This window comes from Sorangium sp. So ce302 (assembly GCF_051530145.1).
In the GTDB taxonomy this organism is placed as follows: domain Bacteria; phylum Myxococcota_A; class Polyangia; order Polyangiales; family Polyangiaceae; genus Sorangium; species Sorangium cellulosum_B.
In genome coordinates this window covers 7,630,136-7,646,794 of the sequence record NZ_CP150326.1, presented here as the reverse complement: position 1 = coordinate 7,646,794, position 16,659 = coordinate 7,630,136, and the positions used below count along the sequence as shown (strand labels likewise).

Annotated in this window: 11 protein-coding genes; 7 read left to right on the top strand and 4 right to left on the bottom strand. The window is 71.2% G+C overall.

Features of this window, described 5'->3' with window-relative positions:
- The first annotated feature begins 162 nt into the window (after positions 1–162).
- Positions 163–588: a hypothetical protein gene (locus WME73_RS28910; RefSeq protein ID WP_437911624.1), complete on the top strand. Its 426-nt coding sequence runs from the start codon at positions 163–165 to the stop codon at positions 586–588.
- A 63-nt stretch (positions 589–651) separates the two neighbouring features.
- The gene (locus tag WME73_RS28905) at positions 652–1,824 is read left to right on the top strand and encodes an amidohydrolase family protein (protein ID WP_437911623.1); all 1,173 of its coding nucleotides are present in this window, start codon (positions 652–654) and stop codon (positions 1,822–1,824) included.
- A 1-nt stretch (position 1,825) separates the two neighbouring features.
- On the opposite strand, the gene WME73_RS28900 is transcribed toward WME73_RS28905, so the two are convergent.
- Positions 1,826–2,275: a BMA_0021/BMA_0022 family TOMM bacteriocin gene (locus WME73_RS28900; RefSeq protein ID WP_437911622.1), complete on the bottom strand. Its 450-nt coding sequence runs from the start codon at positions 2,273–2,275 to the stop codon at positions 1,826–1,828.
- Positions 2,276–2,423: 148 nt separating this feature from the next.
- Positions 2,424–6,656: a TOMM system kinase/cyclase fusion protein gene (locus tag WME73_RS28895; RefSeq protein ID WP_437911621.1), complete on the bottom strand. Its 4,233-nt coding sequence runs from the start codon at positions 6,654–6,656 to the stop codon at positions 2,424–2,426.
- Positions 6,657–7,217: 561 nt separating this feature from the next.
- Between WME73_RS28895 and WME73_RS28890 the strand changes: the two genes are divergently transcribed.
- Entirely contained in the window at positions 7,218–8,063 is an 846-nt protein-coding gene (locus WME73_RS28890; RefSeq protein WP_437739609.1) for a hypothetical protein, read from the top strand.
- 101 nt (positions 8,064–8,164) lie between these two features.
- On the opposite strand, the gene WME73_RS28885 is transcribed toward WME73_RS28890, so the two are convergent.
- On the bottom strand, positions 8,165–9,010 hold the full coding sequence (locus WME73_RS28885) for a hypothetical protein (RefSeq protein ID WP_437911619.1): 846 nt from the start codon (positions 9,008–9,010) through the stop codon (positions 8,165–8,167).
- Between the two features lie 122 nt (positions 9,011–9,132).
- Between WME73_RS28885 and WME73_RS28880 the strand changes: the two genes are divergently transcribed.
- Positions 9,133–11,376 (top strand): pentapeptide repeat-containing protein, encoded by a 2,244-nt coding sequence (locus WME73_RS28880; RefSeq protein WP_437911618.1) that lies wholly within the window; start codon positions 9,133–9,135, stop codon positions 11,374–11,376.
- Between the two features lie 87 nt (positions 11,377–11,463).
- On the opposite strand, the gene WME73_RS28875 is transcribed toward WME73_RS28880, so the two are convergent.
- Positions 11,464–12,537 (bottom strand): GDSL-type esterase/lipase family protein, encoded by a 1,074-nt coding sequence (locus WME73_RS28875; RefSeq protein WP_437911617.1) that lies wholly within the window; start codon positions 12,535–12,537, stop codon positions 11,464–11,466.
- Positions 12,538–13,476: 939 nt separating this feature from the next.
- Between WME73_RS28875 and WME73_RS28870 the strand changes: the two genes are divergently transcribed.
- The 3 genes from WME73_RS28870 to WME73_RS28860 are packed head-to-tail and all read left to right on the top strand — an operon-like array spanning position 13,477 to position 16,645.
- Positions 13,477–14,208 (top strand): sensor histidine kinase, encoded by a 732-nt coding sequence (locus WME73_RS28870; RefSeq protein WP_437739605.1) that lies wholly within the window; start codon positions 13,477–13,479, stop codon positions 14,206–14,208.
- Positions 14,205–15,113 carry a hypothetical protein gene (locus WME73_RS28865; RefSeq protein ID WP_437911616.1) on the top strand — a complete coding sequence of 303 codons (909 nt, stop codon included), beginning with the start codon at positions 14,205–14,207 and terminating at the stop codon, positions 15,111–15,113. Before WME73_RS28870 ends, WME73_RS28865 begins: the two co-directional genes overlap by 4 nt.
- Positions 15,110–16,645: a sensor histidine kinase gene (locus WME73_RS28860; RefSeq protein WP_437911615.1), complete on the top strand. Its 1,536-nt coding sequence runs from the start codon at positions 15,110–15,112 to the stop codon at positions 16,643–16,645. The genes WME73_RS28865 and WME73_RS28860 overlap by 4 nt, the downstream gene beginning before the upstream one ends.
- Positions 16,646–16,659 lie beyond the last annotated feature (14 nt).

Here is a 16,659-nt window from a genome sequence, read left to right as displayed (position 1 = left end):
CCGGGCTCGCGGGCGGCGCGTCGCGCGCGCTCCCGCGGCGTGCGCCGGCGAGCCCGCCCGCCCGCGCTCCAGGCAGGCGCTCGCTGACGCTGAATTGCGCACCAGCACGGGCGTCTCCGGCGGGCGGCGACGCACCAGCTTGTCCATCAGGGTCCGGTGTTCATGAAGCGCATCCCACGCACCCCGCGCCTCCAACGCGTCCAATGCACCCGCCGCACCTTGCAATTCAAGCACCACCTGGGCGTCGAGCTCGCTGGTGACAAGGAGACGGTGTTCCTGATCGGCGAGCGTGAGCGCACCATGCTCCGCGGCCGTGACGTTCACCTCCTGGTGCCGCTCGCCCGGCTCACGCTCGTGTTCGGCTGTCATCACGACGCCCGCCTCGGCGTGCAGCGGGCGCCGACCGAGCTCAATCAGCTCTTCGATCCCCGCGTTCCCGCGCCGGCCCGCGGCTGGGACCGCGCCGACCTGGCCGGAGAGGCCTACCTGTTCCCCGACGACGGGGCCCTGGCGCGGGCGCTCGGCGATTACCCCGCCGTCCGGCGCGACGACGTGATGTATTTTTGCGACTTTGCGTCTTTGCGTTGAACTCTCTCTCCGGAACCCTGGCCGGATGTCTGACCTGCGGCACCAGACCAGAGGAGATGTCCCGTGCGCGACGGCTATCGCATCCTCGACGCGGATCGTCATGTGATCGAACCGCTCTCTCTGTGGAAGACCCACCTCGAGCCGGAGCTCCGCGCTCACGCCCCGTACCTCGCGTACGCCGGCGACGGCGAGCCCCTGGCCGACCGCGTGGCGCACCTCGGGCCGGAGGGGCTGCTCCGGCTCCCGCCGCAGCCGATGGTGGATGGCCGGCCGGTCCATCACCGGATGAGCGCGCGGACCTGGCGCGCGATCGCCGCCGCCGGCCGCCGGCGGCTCGGGGCGCTCGCGTCGCTCGGGCCGCTCGAGCAGCCGCGAGCGCAGCTCGACGACATGGATCGCGAGGGCATCGACGTGGCGTTCCTCTACCCGACGCTCGCGCTGGCGCTCCTCGGCATGACCCCGCTGGAGCCCGCCCTGGCGAGCGCGCTCGCCAGGGCGTACAATACCTGGTTACGGGGCTTCTGCGATCACGACCCCTCGCGACTCCGTGGCGTGGCCCTGATGAGCCCGCACGATCCGGCGCAGATGGTGCCCGAGCTCGCGCGCGCGGCCGCGCTCGGCTTCCGCGCCGTCGTGCTCCGGCCGAACCCCGTCGCGGGGCGGACGCTGGGCGACCCTGCTTATGAGGCGTTCTGGGCCGAGTGCGAGCGGCGCTCGATCGCTGTCGCCATCCACGAAGGCACGCACGCCTCCTTGCCGGCGGCCGGCGCCGATCGCTTCCGCAGCCGCTTCGCCCTGCACGCCTGCTCGCATCCGATGGAGCAGATGATGGCCTTGCTCGCGCTGATCGAGGGCGGCGTGCTCGAGCGCCACCCCGGCCTGCGGGTGGCCTTCCTCGAGGCCGGCTGCGGGTGGCTGCCCTACTGGCTCTGGCGCCTCGACGCGATCGAGTACCGGGGCCTGGCCGAGGAGGTCGCGCCGCACGTCCGCCGCGAGCCGTCCGCGTACTTCCGCCGCCAGTGTTTCATCGAGATCGAGCCGGACGAGCCGTGCCTGGAGCAGGCGATCCCATGGCTCGGCGAGGACAGGGCGATCTTCGGGACGGACTTCCCCCACATCGATCACGACGCAGGCATGGTGGAGCGGGCGCTCGCGCTCCACCGCAGGCTCCCCGGAGAGAGCCTCCGCAAGATCCTTTGGGACAACGCCGCCAGCTTCTACGGCGTCGAGGGATGACTCAGCAGATGATGCAAGACGAGCCGGGGTCGCTCGTGAGCTCGGCCAGCGCGACGGGCTGATCCTCCAGCTCAGGCGCTGGTGGGATACAGAGCGTGATGGCGCCCGCCGAGGGGTCCCAGCCGCTGCGCTGCTCGCAGAAGCGCAGCGCGTCGCCGCCCGGCGAGCCTGGCTCCCGCGCCTCGCGGATGGTGAGGTCGATCCCCGGCGGCAACGCATAGCCGCAGCGAGCCATCAAGTACCCCCGCGGGTCGCTCTTCAACCGATCGCGCTGCGTCGGATCTTCCCAGCAGAGAGCGACGGCGCGCAACCAGGCTCCTTCCAGCCCCGAGAGCCCTTCCTCCATCGCTCCTCGCTCGTGCAGGAGGCGCGCCTCCTCGTCGAGATGCGCGGGAGCGCCGTCGGTTTCCGCGATCCTGGACATGTACTTGGATGATTGATGGGAAAACATGGCCACCTCCAATCGCCGGTGCCGCAGGCCCTGGCATGGGATATGGAGCTCATTGAACCGGCGCCGCGCGCCGTCGAGCCCTTCGCGCATCCAATGCAAATAAACGCAGCTGCAAATGCGCAGAAAGCGACCGAGGTGCCGCGGCAGATCAATCGGTCACTTCCTGGAGCAGCGCTCGCGCCTCGGCAAAATCAGGAAGATCGGCGCACTCCACAGGAGGCCAGTCGGTGATCTCCCTGAGCAGGCGGCGCGCCTCGTCGCGCCGGGCCTGCTGCACGAGCATCCGGCAGAGCGCCAGCGTCGAGCGCAGCTCGAACGTTCGCGCGCCCTGCTCCCGCGCGACAGCGATCGATCGCCGCAAGCACCGCTCGCTCTCCTGATCCGCGTCGGCGCCCAAGGCGTGAAGAGACAGCCCCTTCAGGCGGTAGAGCTCCGCGACGTAGTACACGTCCCCCGACTCCTCGGCGAGCAGCAGGCAGCCCGCGAGCTGCTCCACCGCGGCCTCGTGTTGCCCGCGCTCGGCCTCGAGCTCTGCCACGAGAGAGAGCCAGTACGGCAGGCCGCTCTGCTGGCCGCCGTCCCGGATCGTCTCGATGTGCTGTCTCAGCTGCTCGAGGTCTCGCTGCGTCCAGCAGCGCAGGGCCCAGCAGTGAGCCGTGACCCAGAGCTGATGATGCTCCGTCAGCTGGAGGAGGGAGTCGATCATCGCGGAGACCTGCTCCCGTTCGCGGGCATAGTGGTAGACGCCGGCCAGGTGGAGCAGCGCCATCCCGAGGCTGTTCAGGTGATCGAGCTCGCGCGCCCACGCCACCGCGGCCTGCCCGTGGGCGAGCGCCTGGGCTGGACAGCCCATCAGGTAGAGCACCACCGCGAGCGTGTACTGGGCCCACACCTTGACATCGACGCCGGAGAAGAATGCGTGTTCCCGATGTGCCTGAGGGTCGTAGAGCGCGATGCCTCCATCGAGCTCTTGGCGGGCCTCTGAGAGCTTTCCTTCGAAGAACGAGCACTGTCCCAGCAGCACCATCGACGAGACCAGCTGCGCGGTGTCCTGCGACCGCCTGGCCAGGTCGAGCCACCGCTCTGCTGTCGCCCGCGCCTCGCGGCGATGGCTCCGCATGTGGTGGTACCAGAAAATCGCCCACAGCGTCGGCAGGGTCATCGAGCTCTCCCCGAGCTCGTCGCTCAGCTCCTCGCAGCGGTGGACCGCCGCCTCGAGCTCCCTCGGCATGTACCCGCGCCGGCGTACGAGCGCCAGGATCAGCAGGCTGTTCAGGCGCAGCTCCGCCAGCGCGCGCTCCCGCGCGTCCGCGATCGCCGACAGCCAGCCGAGCGCCTGCGTCACGTGGACGATCGCCTCGGTGTCGTCGGCGTTCGCGGGCCGCTTCAGCGCGCGCTCCGCCGCGATCTCCGCGTACGCGATCGCCCGCTCCAGCTGCTCGGCCGCCGCGTGGTGGTGCGCGAGCAGGTGGGGCCGCGCCGCGACGATCTCGGGGAAGCGCGCCTCGAGCGTCCGGGCGATGATCGCGTGCACCTTCCGCCGGCTCCGCTTCGAGAGCGACTCGTAAGCCGCGTCCCGGATGAGCACGTGCTTGAACTGGTACGTCGGGTTGTTCAGCCGCCGCTTCCTGTGGATGAGATCCGCGGCCATCAGCCGCTCGAGGTCCTCCTGGACCTGCTCCCCGTCGAGCGCGGAGACGGCGCAGAGCACCTCCTGGCAGAACTCCCGGCCGAGCGCCGCGGCGATGCGGGCCGTCTCCTTGGCCCTGCCGAGCCGGTCGAGGCGCGCCACCAGGAGGCCCCGCAGCGTCGTGGGGATCGCGAGCGCCGAGAGCGGCTCGGCGAGGCGGTAGTGGTCCCCCTCCTCCACGAGCGCCCCGGACTCGAGCACCATCCGCGTCAGCTCCTCGACGTAGAGCGGGACGCCGTCGGTCCGGTCGACCACCTGCGCCAGCACGGGCCCAGGCAGGGCGCGGCCGCCGGCGAGGCGCGCCACCAGGTGCTCGACGTCCGACCGATCCAGGCGGCTCAGCTGGATCTGGAGCATGCTCGACATTGACCAGGGCGGCGAGAACTCGGGCCGCGCGGTGAAGACCGCCATCAGCCGCGCCGAGGGCACGTCGGCGATCATCACGCCCAGCCACTCGAGGGTCGTCGGATCGGCCCACTGCAGGTCCTCGACCATGAACAGGACGGGCTGCTCCTCGGCCATGTCGAAGAGCATCGTCACGAGCACGTTGAGCGTCCGCTCCTTCTGCCGCGGCGGCGGGTCCATCGGGGCGGCGTAGCGCTCGTCCAGGGGGATCGACAGCAGCGCCGCCAGCAGCGGCACCATCTCCGAAAGGTCGAAGCCGCGGCGCGAGAGGAGCGCCTCGAGCCGGGCGAGCCGGCGCCCCGGCGCGTCGTCCCGGCCCGTCTCGATCAACCGCTCCAGGAGATCGATCAACGGGTAGAGCGCGCTGCTCCGCTGATCGGGCACGCAGCGGCACTCCAGGCAGCTGTGCCGCTCGCCGCGGAGCCGCCGGACGAGCTCCCCGGTGAGGCGCGACTTGCCGATCCCGGGGCCGCCGGTGACGAGGATGCTCTGCCCGGTGCCCTGCCGGACCTGGCCCCAGCGCTGGAGCAAGAGATCGAGCTCCTGGCTCCTCCCGATCAGCGGCTCGGTGTCGCGACCGGCGATGTCCTGGTCCTGGGCCGGGGGAGGGAGCTCCTGCCCCATGCGGTAGATCGCGAGCGGGCGCGCGACGGGCGAGAGATCGGGCGGCGCCATCGGCTCGAGCGCGAACCGGCTCCGGAGGAGCCTGAAGGCCTCGCCGCTGACCACGATCGTGCCCGGCGCCGCGGCCGCGCTCAGCCGGGCCGCGATCTGCGGTGTCGTCCCGAGGTGCTGCGTGTACCGATGGATCTGGCCGGCGACCACGAGGCCGGTGTGGAGCCCGATCCGGACCTCGAGCGCCACGCCCCGCGCCGCCGTGAGCTGCGCGCTGCGCGCCTCCACGTCCGCCACGACCTCCAGCGCCGCGCGGGCGGCGCGCCGGGCGTCGTCCTCCTGCGCGGAGGGATAGCCGAAGTGCAGCAGGACCTGATCTCCCAGCGCGCCCGCGAAGCGCCCCCGGTGGCGGCGGGCGATCTCGGCGCAGGCGTCCTGTTGCTCGTCGAGCAGGTCGTCGATCTCCTCGACGTCGGTGGTCTTCAGCCCCGGGCCCGAGGCCGTGAAGGTGCAGCAGACGACGGTGAGGGGCCGCCGCTCGCCGTCGGGTCGCTCCAGCGCCGGTGCCTCTGGCCCCGGCAGGGCCGGCGCGTCCACGCGCCGGGGCGTGGCCGGAGACGGCATCGTCTCGGCCGCCGCGTGGTCGCTCGGCAGCGCCCGGGGCTCCCGCGAGGGCGCGTCGAGCGGCGCCGTCTCGCTCGCGACGCGGCGCCACGGGCTCGCGTCCGCCGCGCCTCGGGTCGGGGCCGGGGGCGAGCGCGGCGCTCGCGCGGGCTCGACGAGGTCCTCGCGGCTCAGCGCGTCCACGTCGCAGGCCTCGAGCTCGCGCAGCAGGCTCGAGGCCGTGACGACGCGCGCGGCCATGTCCTTGAGGGTCGCGCGCCGGAGGAGGGCGCCGAGCGGGTGCCCGAGGAGCGCCGGGGGGATCGGGATCGGCTCGGGGCTGGCCTGCCGGAAGAGCACCTCTTGCAGCGACCTGCCGGTGATCGACGGCCTGCCGGTGAGGCACTCGAGGAAGACGAGCCCCCAGGCGTACAGGTCCGAACGCACGCTCACCGGCTGTCCGAGGAGCTGCTCCGGCGCCGCGTAGGCGGGCGTGCAGAGGATCTCGTTGCTCGGGGTGAGCTTGGGATCCACGCCCTCCATGGCCCCGGCGATGACCGCGCCGATGCCGAAGTCGAGCACCAGCGCGTTTCGCCGCGCCCCGGTCGAGACGATCATGATGTTGCTGGGCTTGAGGTCGCGGTGGACGACGTTCTGCCCGTGGGCGCAGCCGAGGGCGTCGAGGACCTGGAGCATCAGGTACCGCGCCTCGCGCGGATCGAGGGCGATCTCTTCGGCCAGCACCTCCGCCAGGTTCTGGCCGGGCACGAACTCGAAGATGATGTAGAGGGTGCCGTCGTCCATCTGTCCGGCGTCGATGAGCCGGACGATGTTGGGGTGGTGGAGCTGCGCGCAGAACCGCGCCTCCTGGTGGAAGCGGGCGCAGCGCCGCGCGACGTCGGCGGACTTGCTGCCCCGGATCGGGTGCATGACCTTGATGGCCACCGTCTGTCCGGTGGCGAGCTGACGCCCCTTGTAGACGTCGGCGAAGCCGCTCTCGCGCAGCGCGGAGACGATCTCGTAGCGCTCCTGGAACACGGCGCCCGTGGCGATGGCGCTGCGGCTCATCCCCTCTCCCTCCGCCGGGCGGCCCGGCGCGACCGGGGGAGCGGGCGTGATCCGGGAAGGGCGGCGCGCTGCGCCGGCCGGCCCGCCTCATCGATGAAGCGTCTGGACAGAGCGGCTGTCGATCTCGTCAGCACAGCTTGTCCACGGCCGACCTCGCTGCTCACGTTGGTTCATATAGGGTGGTACTCCGTCGACGTCCGTCGATGCCGACCGGGTTCCGGCGGATTCGGCGAAGAAACCCCGGAAGACGCTCGCGTCCGGTCGGCTCCGTGGGGATCGGCTTCAGGGATCCGGGCAGGCGTGCGCGGGCGCGACTCGCGCGGGACGGCGGCCGAGCTCCGCCTGCGTGTTCGATTCAGCTACAATCTTCTATCGTGACTGCTGTCGCGGCGACCGAGCAAGTCGCGGTGGAAAGCAGCGAGTTGACCTCTGGCACGGCCGGTGAGAGGGCGGTGACGCGGACTTCGCCGGCGCTCGGCGCGCGCGGGGAGCCGAGAGCGTTCCTTCGGCGGTGAGCGACGATTCAATGCTTTTCAATCCTTTGTGGAAGGAGCACGAAACATGCTGAGGCAACTGGCGACCCACATCGTTCTGCTCGCGCTCGCGGCGGCTGGTCCGGTCGCGTGCGCGGGCTCGGGTGACAGCCCGGCGGACGCCGGCAGCGTCGCCAGCGGGAGCGGCGGCGCCGCGGCTTCCGGCGGACACACCTCGGGAGGCGGCGCGACCGGCGGAGGCGGAGACGGTGGAACGGGCGGCAGCGCCTCGGGGAGCGGCGGCGCGGGCGCGGGCGAAGCGGGCACGGGCGGCGGCGGCGCGGGCGGCGGCGGCGCAGGCGACGGCGGCGCGGGCGCGGGCGAAGCGGGCACGGGCGGCGCGGGCGACGGCGGCGCGGGCGGCGCGGGCGCCGGCTGCCCGGGGACCGGGGGAATCACCTACACGCTCGCGAAGGTCGCCTCGCCGACGGCGGAGCAGCAGTCTGCGTACGACAACATCACGAGCGCGATGGATGAGGCGCTGTCGTACTACAACTGTCACACGAGCATCGAGAAGCGCCTGTCGGTGTCCTACGTGCCGTCGGTCGCGACGGCCGACGGCAACGTCAATGGGTCCATCCGGTTCGGCGCGACGAGCTCCATGAACTACATCACCGCGATGCACGAGATCGGTCACACCGTGGGGGTCGGCAGCCGCGAGTTCGGCGCGCTGGTGGTGGATGGCGTCTTCACGGGCGAGGCGGCGACGCGCCAGCTCAGGGCCATCACGGGCAACGAGAGCGACGTCGTGCACGCGGACACGCAGCACTTCTGGCCGTACGGTCTCAACTACACGACCGAGGTCAAGACGACGGACGATCTCGTGAACCACTGCAAGATCGTGGTCGCCATCCGCGAGGACATCGGGTTCTGACGGAGCGATTCCGCGGGGGCGAACTGTTGCGATCCGTCGGATCGCAAGAGCTCTCGCACCTGACGCATGAAGAGCGCGCCCCCGGCGCAAGCGCGGGCGGCTCAGTACGTGAGCGAGGGCGTCGTGCAGCCCAGGCCGAAGGCGCCGATGGCTCCGCCCTCGACGACGGTCTGAACGAGGTTCGCGACCTGGTCTGCACCGCAGAAGGTGTCCGGGAACTCGCTGCCGCCGTCGCCGCCCACGCCGTCCGGCCACGTGACGGGGCCGAGCTCGACGCGGAGATCGCCGGGAGGTCCCGTCACGAGGAGCGGCGCACAAGCGATGAAGAGGAGATCGAGGTACCTGCCAGACCAACCGCTGAAGCCCACCACCATCTCGTTCTCCGGGCACACCATCTCCCAGGACTCGGTGCCCTCGCTGCCCTGGAAAGGGGTCACGTCGCCGGGCATCATGGTGATGGTGTACGGGCCGTCTCCCGTGAGCTCCAGGTGGCCGCACTGCGCCTGGATCTTGGCATGGATGAGCGACTCCCCCAGCGGTCCCAGGGACCCTCGAAACCCGAGGAGCACCTGGCTCTCCGGGCACCGGTCCATGGCAGGGGTGGCCGTACCGGGGCTGCCGCGCAGCTCGGTATAGGTCTGGTCCACGACGTCGACCCCTGTCGGCGCCGGGCACGGCTCCCCGTCGCACTCGCCGCCGCCGCCGCCCGCGCCGCCCGCCTCACCGCCGCCGCCGCCCGCGCCGCCCGCCTCACCGCCGCCGCCGCCCGCACCGCCCGCCTCACCGCCGCCGCCCGGCCCGCCACCCCCATCGCCAGGCGGGGCGCCGCCTCCTCCGCTCGCGTCCACGCCGTCGAAGGTCAGGCTGCCAATACCCGAGATCGCATTGCATCCGGCGAGGGCAAGACCGGAGATCAGCGCGGAGAGGCCGAGCAGATGGCGCGTCACCGAGATCAAGTACTCGATCCGCGGCCGGACCGGTAGCTGGTCGCCCGAACGCCGCTTCGTCCTCGATCGCGGTGGGCTCGGCCGCGACATCAACGCCTGTCGAGCCCCGATGGTCACCCCATGTGCGCGCGCCGGCTCGCACGTCCGAGAATGACGACCGATGGAGCGCTGAAAGGCAACGGATCCGAATAAGGTTCGGTTCGATGATCCGACAGGTCTTCGGGGCCACCCGCTTCAACGCGTCCGGCAGCTTCACTGGTCTCGATTTTTCTCCGGACTCCAGAGCGCTCGTGGCTCTCGTGACCGGCGAGAAGCGCACGAAGGTGCATCGCTTCGCCATCGACGACGGTCGTGTCCTCGACGAGCAGACAGTGACCGGTCGCTTCACTGGCGTCTTCGCGTTGCCTGACGGCGACCTTCTCCTGTGGGCGCGTGGATCCATCGCGCGCCTCGGCCAGGACGGCGAGCTCTCGTGGAAGCTCGGAGAGAAGGCGACGAGGAAGTTCGCCTTCGCGACCGTGAGCGCCGACGGTGCGATCGTCGCGACCTATGGAGGAGACTCCGTCGCCAACGTCCTCGACGCGCGTACCGGCAAACGACTTCACGACCTGAGCGAGCCCGCAGGCGAGATCTTCGCGTTTGCCTTCTCACCCGACGGAGCGACGTTCGCGACCGGCGGACAGAAGGGCATCGTCCGCGTCTTCGATCGCAAGTCGAAGAAGGAGCTCGCCCAACGAAAGAGCTCCAAGATCCTCGTACTCGCGTTCTCACCCGAGGGCAGCGTGCTCGCCGGCGGCCACGGACAAGGCGACGTCCACCTCTGGGACGGCGCATCGCTCGAGCCCGTGCGACTCCTGGGCTCCCATCGCTTCCAGGAAGATTATGGCTCGGGCGAGCAGGACGGGGGCCCGGCCGGTTGTCGCTGGCTCGCGTTCCTGGCCGACGGCGAGACGGTGGTCGCGTCGAACGTCGAGCTCTGGGACCGTGCGCGCGGCGTCCGCACCGCGACGCTCTCGCACGACGCCAAGGTGTCGGCCTGCACGTTCGGGTCCGACGACACCTGGGCCGTCTCGGTGTCCGACGCGGTCCGGATCTGGCGGCTCGACGATCCGGAGACACCCGTCCATGCGATCGAGCTGGAGAGCGGTGCGCCCGAGCGCTGCGGCGGCGTCGCCGTCTCGCGCGTCGGATGGATCGCCGTCAGCATCGATCGTGACATCAGCAATCATTCGTCGGACAGCGCGCTCGTCTTCATCGATCCGCGTTCGGGTGAGGTGACGGCTACCCTCTCCCATCCAGACAAGCGCCTCGGGCAGGTCGCGTTCGTCGACGATGTCCGCGCGGTCGTCGTCGACTCCGCGGGCCGTACGAGGATGGCCGACGCCGAGGAGGGCAAATGGCTCGACGAGCCCGAGGCTCCGGAGGACATCGAGTTCCACGGCTTCGAGATCCTCCCGCTCACCGCCTCCGAGGACGGAACCGAGATCGCGTACATCGACGGGCACGGCAACCTCGCCATCCGCGCGATCGAAGGCACGAAGAAGCGTGTCACTCCCTTCGAGCTCGGCTTCACCCCGCTGGCGGAGAAGAAGCCGCAAGGCATGTTCGAGGAGCGCCTCGCCGGGAGTTGCATTCTCTACGCAGGCAGATTCCAGAGCTCGGCGATGGATGTGCGCACGTCGCGCGAGTTCCGCGAAGACATGCTGCTCGAGCTGGGCGGCACGGTCGCGAAGAAGGCGAAGGACGCGACGCACTTCGTCGGCGCGCGTATTCCGTACGTGAAGCACGTCCCGTCGAAGGCGGAGACCGAGATCGACGCGCGCATCGCCAGGGGCGACAAAGTCATCAAGCTGAGCGAGAAGAAGCTCATCGAGATGCTGCTTCCTACGTTCGAAGAGTCGCGCGCGATGCTGCGAGGTGAGGTCAAAGACGGCATCGCGCGCTGGAACCGCTGGCGGTCGCGCTGGCGCACGTCGAGCGGCGGGTTCGTGCAGCTCTCGGGCATCGATCTCACGGGAGCCGACCTGCGCAAGGCAGACCTCATGGTGATCCCGTTCGAAGAGGCGAAGTTCTCGAACGCGTGCCTCGAGGGGGTCGATCTCTACGACTGCGTCTTCCGCCGCGCCGACCTCCGCGGGGCGGATCTCGAGGGCGCTCGCTGCGGCCGCGTCGTCTTCTCGAACGCCGACCTCCGCGAGGCGAAGTTGGCCGGCGCCGAGCTCACCGGCGCCGAGTTCGACGGCGCCGACCTCCGCGGCGCCGACCTCCGCGACGCGGACCTGCAGTACGCGAAGCTCACTGGCGCCAAGCTCGACGGCGCCAAGCTCGACGGCGCCAAGCTCCCGCAGGGCTCCAAACGCCCGTAGCGGCCTTTACCTCCGGCGGTACACGCCGGTGACGAAGGCGGGCACGACGAGCATTCGTGAGCTCTGGCCGGCGCGCGCCGGCGCGGATCACTCGAGGTACGCGGCCAGGCCGAGCTTCTGATCGCGGACGGCGCCGGCCATGACCTTCGCTATCTGCTCCGCGCCGGAGCGCGAGAAGTGCGTGTGATCATCGCAGAAGAACTCGCCTACGGGGCCGCTGGTCGTCGCGCTCACGTCGCCCCCGGGGACCGGGCAGAAGCCCAGGGCGTCGTAGAGCGCGACGCTGAGCTCGTGCAGGTCGATGACCGGCACGCCGTACTCCTCGCCCGCCTCGTGGGTCGCGGTCACGTAGCCGCCGCGCGTCCCCCGGGCCGTGCTCCCGCTGCAGGAGATCGCGCTCACGGGGGTCACGAACACGGGCTGGGCGCCTCGCTCCTCGGCGGCGCGGGCCATCATCCCGTAGCTCGACTTGAAGGCGTCGAGCCCCACGTGCCGATCGCACGTGCGCGAGCCGTCGTTGATGCCGAACTGGATGAACAGATAATCGCCCCGCTTCATGCCGTCGAGCATCTGGACCCACCTGGCCTGCAGCACGGGCTCGCCGCTCGAGTCGCGCGCGAGCTCGCACTCCCCCGCGCTATCCATGGTGGTCTGCACGTTGTAGAGCCACGTGCGCACGCTGCGGCCGCCGACGGCGCTGTTCACCACGGTGACCCGGTCGTCGAAGAGCGCCGCGAACTGGCCGCCCCAGCCCGCCGGGCAGGGGGTCTGCCCGTTGGCGACCGTGGAGTCCCCCGCGATCCAGATCGTGATGTCCGGCAGCGGCCCCGCGCCGCCCGCGCCGCCGTCGCCCGCGCCGCCGCTGCCGCTCGGCCCACCTGAAGATCCCGCCGAGCCTCCCGAGCCGGCGGGCGCGTCGCCCCCGGCCCCTGCGCCGCCCGTGGAGCCGGCCGAGATCGCGGTGCTGCCCGCGCTCGCGCTCGAGCTGCTCCCTTCCGGTTGGGAGCTCCCGCCCGCGCCGCCCGCCCCCCCGCTTCCGCCGGCGCCGCCCGCGGCCGTCTCCGGATCAGGGGAGCAGGCGGCGGTGAGCAGCGCGAGACAGGACACCCGGGCAAGCATCCGGCCGCGCGCGCGCGCGGCCGATCGAACGTTCCAGTCCATGAACATGCCTTTCCTCCAGTCACGACACGAGCATCAGCCCATCCACGCCGGATGGCGCTGGCCCTTCGCCTCCCGGTCCCGCAGGCCGCCAGGGCACGCTCGGTCGAGGTGCCGGGCCGGCACCTCGACCGAGCGCGCACCGCTGCGGGCGCAGGGCGCGCCGCGAGCGGTAAGGCAACGCCGGCGAGGCGAGCGGCGGGGGTGACGGGGGGCGAGCACGGCTCGCGTCACTGTGTCGGGAACGGCTCCCAACCAATCACGGACAGGAGTTTTTTTTTCGGATCTGCGTGCCGGGGTGCGCTCCGGAGCACACCCATCGCAAATGTGAAGCAGTGGCAGAATCGAGGCCGACGCGAGCGCCGGCGCGAGCGCGCCCGCCTGTCCACCCGCCGCACCGACGCCACGCTCGTGGAGAGGAGACCCGCGGCGGTTCGTTCACGACACACGGCGATGTCCGGCGACGGATTGGCCAGTTGGCTGTGCGACCAGGGCAATCACGGTGATGCAGGGCAGGGCAGCGCAGCGCAAGAAGCATGAGGGCGGAAGGTGGACGGAAATCCGTTGAACGGAGATGTGCTGTGAAGGGCATTATTATGCCGTTGACTGACACAAACTTTGTCACGTATGTTTATCAAGGGTGACGCTGGTTGAGGGGTGGCGTCGCACCAGACCTGTAGACTTGTTGTAGACGTGACCGATGACGCGGATCGTCCAGGCGTGCTCTTGTGCGCCCGCGACGCAGCGGTGCGAGGCTCGGGCGCGCGATGGCCCCAGGGAGACGGCGCTTGTGTCAGTGTTTTTAAGAACTCATTCCAAGCTCTCCCACGGTCGAGGCGACGGCGGCGTCGGCGCGATGGTGCAGAGAGGGGTTCGAGTGCTCCTCGCTGGCGGCGACGGGCGAGCCGCGCTGCGCGCGAGGGCCGAGGAGCGAGGATCGGCATGAACAGCTGGGATCCCCTGGGTGCGGCGGAGCAGGCCGCGGTCGCGGACGAGATCCTGTCCGTGCTGCGTCACGACCTGCGCAACCGCTTTGCGATCGTCCGGAATGCGTCGTTCTACATCAAGCGGAAGGTCGCGCGTGACGCGGCCTACGCGGCGGATCCGAGGATCGAGGAGTTCTTCGGGATCATCGACGAGGAGGTGGTCGCGGCGAGCGCGCGGCTCGAGGAGTCGGTCGACGCCGCGAGGCTCTTCACGCGCAGGAGCGTGTGCGTGAGCGCGGCGGGCTGCGTGCGCCGCGCGGCGGCGTGCGCGCGCATCGGCGCGTCCGGGGCCCGCATCGTCCTCTCGGCTCAGGACGGCGACGTCGAGGCGGACCCGATCGAGCTCGCCGTCGCGGTGCGGTGCCTGATCGAGAGCGCCGTGGAGTCGACGCCGGGGGACGGCGTGGTCACGGTTCGGGGCACCTCGAGCGCCGCGCGGTACTGCATCGAGGTCACGGACGCGGCGGCTGTCCCCTGCGAGGCGGACAGCGAGGCGATCCTGCGGCCGTTCTACACGACCAAGCCGGGTCACTCCGGCCTGGGGCTGAACATCGCGAGGCGGGTCGCCCGTCGCTACAGCGGGTCGCTCGCCGTCGAGCCTCGGGCGCACGGCTCGTCGGTCGTCATCGCGCTGCCGCTCGCCGCCGCGCCGGTGCTCCGCGACGCCGGATCGGAGCCGGCGCCGTGAGCGTGAGCGGTCCGCCCCCAGGGCGCGCGCCGGCGGCCCGGGAGCCGGCGGCCGTGCCGTCCGCGCGGCGGGCGCGCCCGCGGGCCTCGCTGGTCTCGCTGGTCTCGCTCCTGCTCGCGTCGACGGCGGCCGCGCCCGCGGAGCCGGAGCGGACGGAGGCAGAAGACGAGGCGGCGCGGCCGCCGATCGAGGAGCTGTTCCTTGGCGAGACGGCCTTTCCGCAGGAGGCGCTCGAGCTGCAGATCACGAGCGCGCCGAGGTGGGAACGCGACGGGCGCCAGGTCGGCTTCCGCATCCCGCTGCTGCTGGAGCTCGGGATCACCGATCGTCTGCAGATCGGGGGAGAGCTTCCCCTGGAGCTCGCGCGCCAGGACAGCGGCGTCGTGGCCGGGCTCGGCTCTGTCGAGCTGGAGGCCCTGTACAACCTCGTCAACGAGCGGGGGCTCGGGCTCGCGCTGTCCGCGGGGCTCGGGGCCGCGCTCCCCGCCGGCGCGCGCGAGCTCGGCGCGCCGGGTTACGCGCTGGAGCCGTTCGTGAGCCTCGACAAGGCGATCGGGCGCGTGCACGTGGGCATCTCCGCGTCGGCCGAGATCCGGCTCCCGGCCGCCGGGAGCGACGCCACGGAGCTCAGCCCCGGCGCCTCGCTGGGCGTGATCCTGCCGCTCGGCGACGTGGTGCCGACCCTCGAGCTCGCCGCCGAGATCGAAGACACGACGTCGCTGCTCCTCGCGCCCGGCGTGCTCTGGCACCCGGCGCCCGGCCTGGAGCTCGGCGCCGCGCTCGAGCTCGGCCTCGCGGGGGAGACGCCCGACGCCGGGCTCATGCTCCTCGTCACGAGGGAGTTCGAGCTCGCGGGCGACGGCGACGACCACGTGAAGCACGCAAGCAGGAGCCGCTCCCCATGAGCATTCGAGCCACACTGGCCGCCATCTTCGGCGTCGCGCTGGCGGCGGTCCTCGTCGCCGGCGGCGCCTTCTACTTCGCCATCGCGGAGATGCTCGTCTTTCAGCGGCGCGCCGAGGCGTCCTACGACGACCTGAAGCTGCACGTCACCCTCGCCAGCAACGCCAGCCGCTACATGAACGAGGCGGTCAAGTCGGTGCTCCACGGCAGCCTCAACGCGGAGCTCACGAGCGCGGCCGAGGCCACGTCGCGCGATCTCGACGCCATCGAGGCGCGCAAGAGGGCGATGATCGCCGACGAGGAGATCAGGGAGAGCGACGAGGAATCGACGGAGGAGATCGAGCACATCGGCCTCATGCGAGCGAGCTTTGCGCGGATCGTCGAAGGCGTGGCGGCCGCGACCCATGTCGAGCGCGAGCGCACGAACGAGCGGCACGAGATGCTCGTGCAGCTCGCCGACCGCGAGTACAAGTCGGAGTTCCTCCCGCACATCAGCGCGGCCGTGCACGACGCGGAGCGCGACGTGGCCAGGATCCTCGACGACGAGCGCCACCTCCGGGCGCGGGTGGCGTTGCTCGGCGCGGCGGCGACCGGCGGCGCGCTGCTCGTCCTCGTCGTGCTGCTCGGGCGGCTCCTCCGCTCGGTGGACCGCGGCTTCAACTCGCTGCTCGACGGCTCCCGGCGGATCGCCCAGGGGGATCTCGGGCTGCGCCTCTCGGTGCTCGATGAGCACGAGTTCGGTCGCATGAGCGCGGCGTTCAACGAGATGGCCTCCAGCCTCCGCGACGCCCAGGAGGCCAGGATGCGCATGGAGAAGCTCGCGGCGGTGGGGCAGCTCGCGGCGAGCGTCGGGCACGACCTGAGGAACCCGCTCGGCGCCGTCCGGAACGCGAACCATTACCTCAAGAAGCGGATTGTAGGGACCGAGCTCGGCGCGGAGCCCCGCGTGGCGCAGTTCCTCTCGATCATCGAGAAAGAGCTCGCGGCGTGCGCCAAGATCATCGACAACCTGCTCGACTTCGCGCGCGAGCGGCGGCCGCGCTTCGCGGCGTGCGCGCTGAGGCCGCTCGTGGACGACGCCATCTCGGTCGTCGAGGTCCCGCCGCGCGTGCGCGTCGACAACGACGTACCGGACACGCTCCCTGTCGTGGAGATCGACAAGGACCAGTTCCGGCAGGTGCTCGTGAACCTGATCCAGAACGCGGCCGAGGCGATCCCGGCCGAGCGCGAGGGGCGCGTGCGCATCGCCGCGGAGCGGACGGGCGACGGGGTGACGCTCTCGGTCGTCGACGATGGGACGGGCATCTCCGAGGAGACGCTCGCGCGGATCTTCGAGCCGCTGTTCAGCACCAAGCTGAAGGGGACGGGCCTCGGCCTGGCGATCAGCGCCGGGATCGTGGAGCGGCACGGCGGCGCGATCGAGGCGATGAGCTCGCTCGGCAACGGCACGACCTTCGTCGTGCGGCTGCCGGTGCGCGAGGAGCCGGAGGCCGCGGAGCCAGCGCTGACGCCGACCGGAACTCAGGGCGTATGACGGGGGGGCAAGCC

Excerpts from the sequence above, each read along its gene's own strand:
- WME73_RS28910 (WP_437911624.1), top strand. The coding sequence starts at position 163 with ATGAAGCGCATCCCACGCACCCCGCGCCTCCAACGCGTCCAATGCACC.
- WME73_RS28900 (WP_437911622.1), bottom strand. The coding sequence starts at position 2,275 with ATGTTTTCCCATCAATCATCCAAGTACATGTCCAGGATCGCGGAAACC.
- WME73_RS28895 (WP_437911621.1), bottom strand. The coding sequence starts at position 6,656 with ATGAGCCGCAGCGCCATCGCCACGGGCGCCGTGTTCCAGGAGCGCTAC.
- WME73_RS28890 (WP_437739609.1), top strand. The coding sequence starts at position 7,218 with ATGCTGAGGCAACTGGCGACCCACATCGTTCTGCTCGCGCTCGCGGCG.
- WME73_RS28875 (WP_437911617.1), bottom strand. The coding sequence starts at position 12,537 with ATGGACTGGAACGTTCGATCGGCCGCGCGCGCGCGCGGCCGGATGCTT.
- WME73_RS28870 (WP_437739605.1), top strand. The coding sequence starts at position 13,477 with ATGAACAGCTGGGATCCCCTGGGTGCGGCGGAGCAGGCCGCGGTCGCG.
- WME73_RS28860 (WP_437911615.1), top strand. The coding sequence starts at position 15,110 with ATGAGCATTCGAGCCACACTGGCCGCCATCTTCGGCGTCGCGCTGGCG.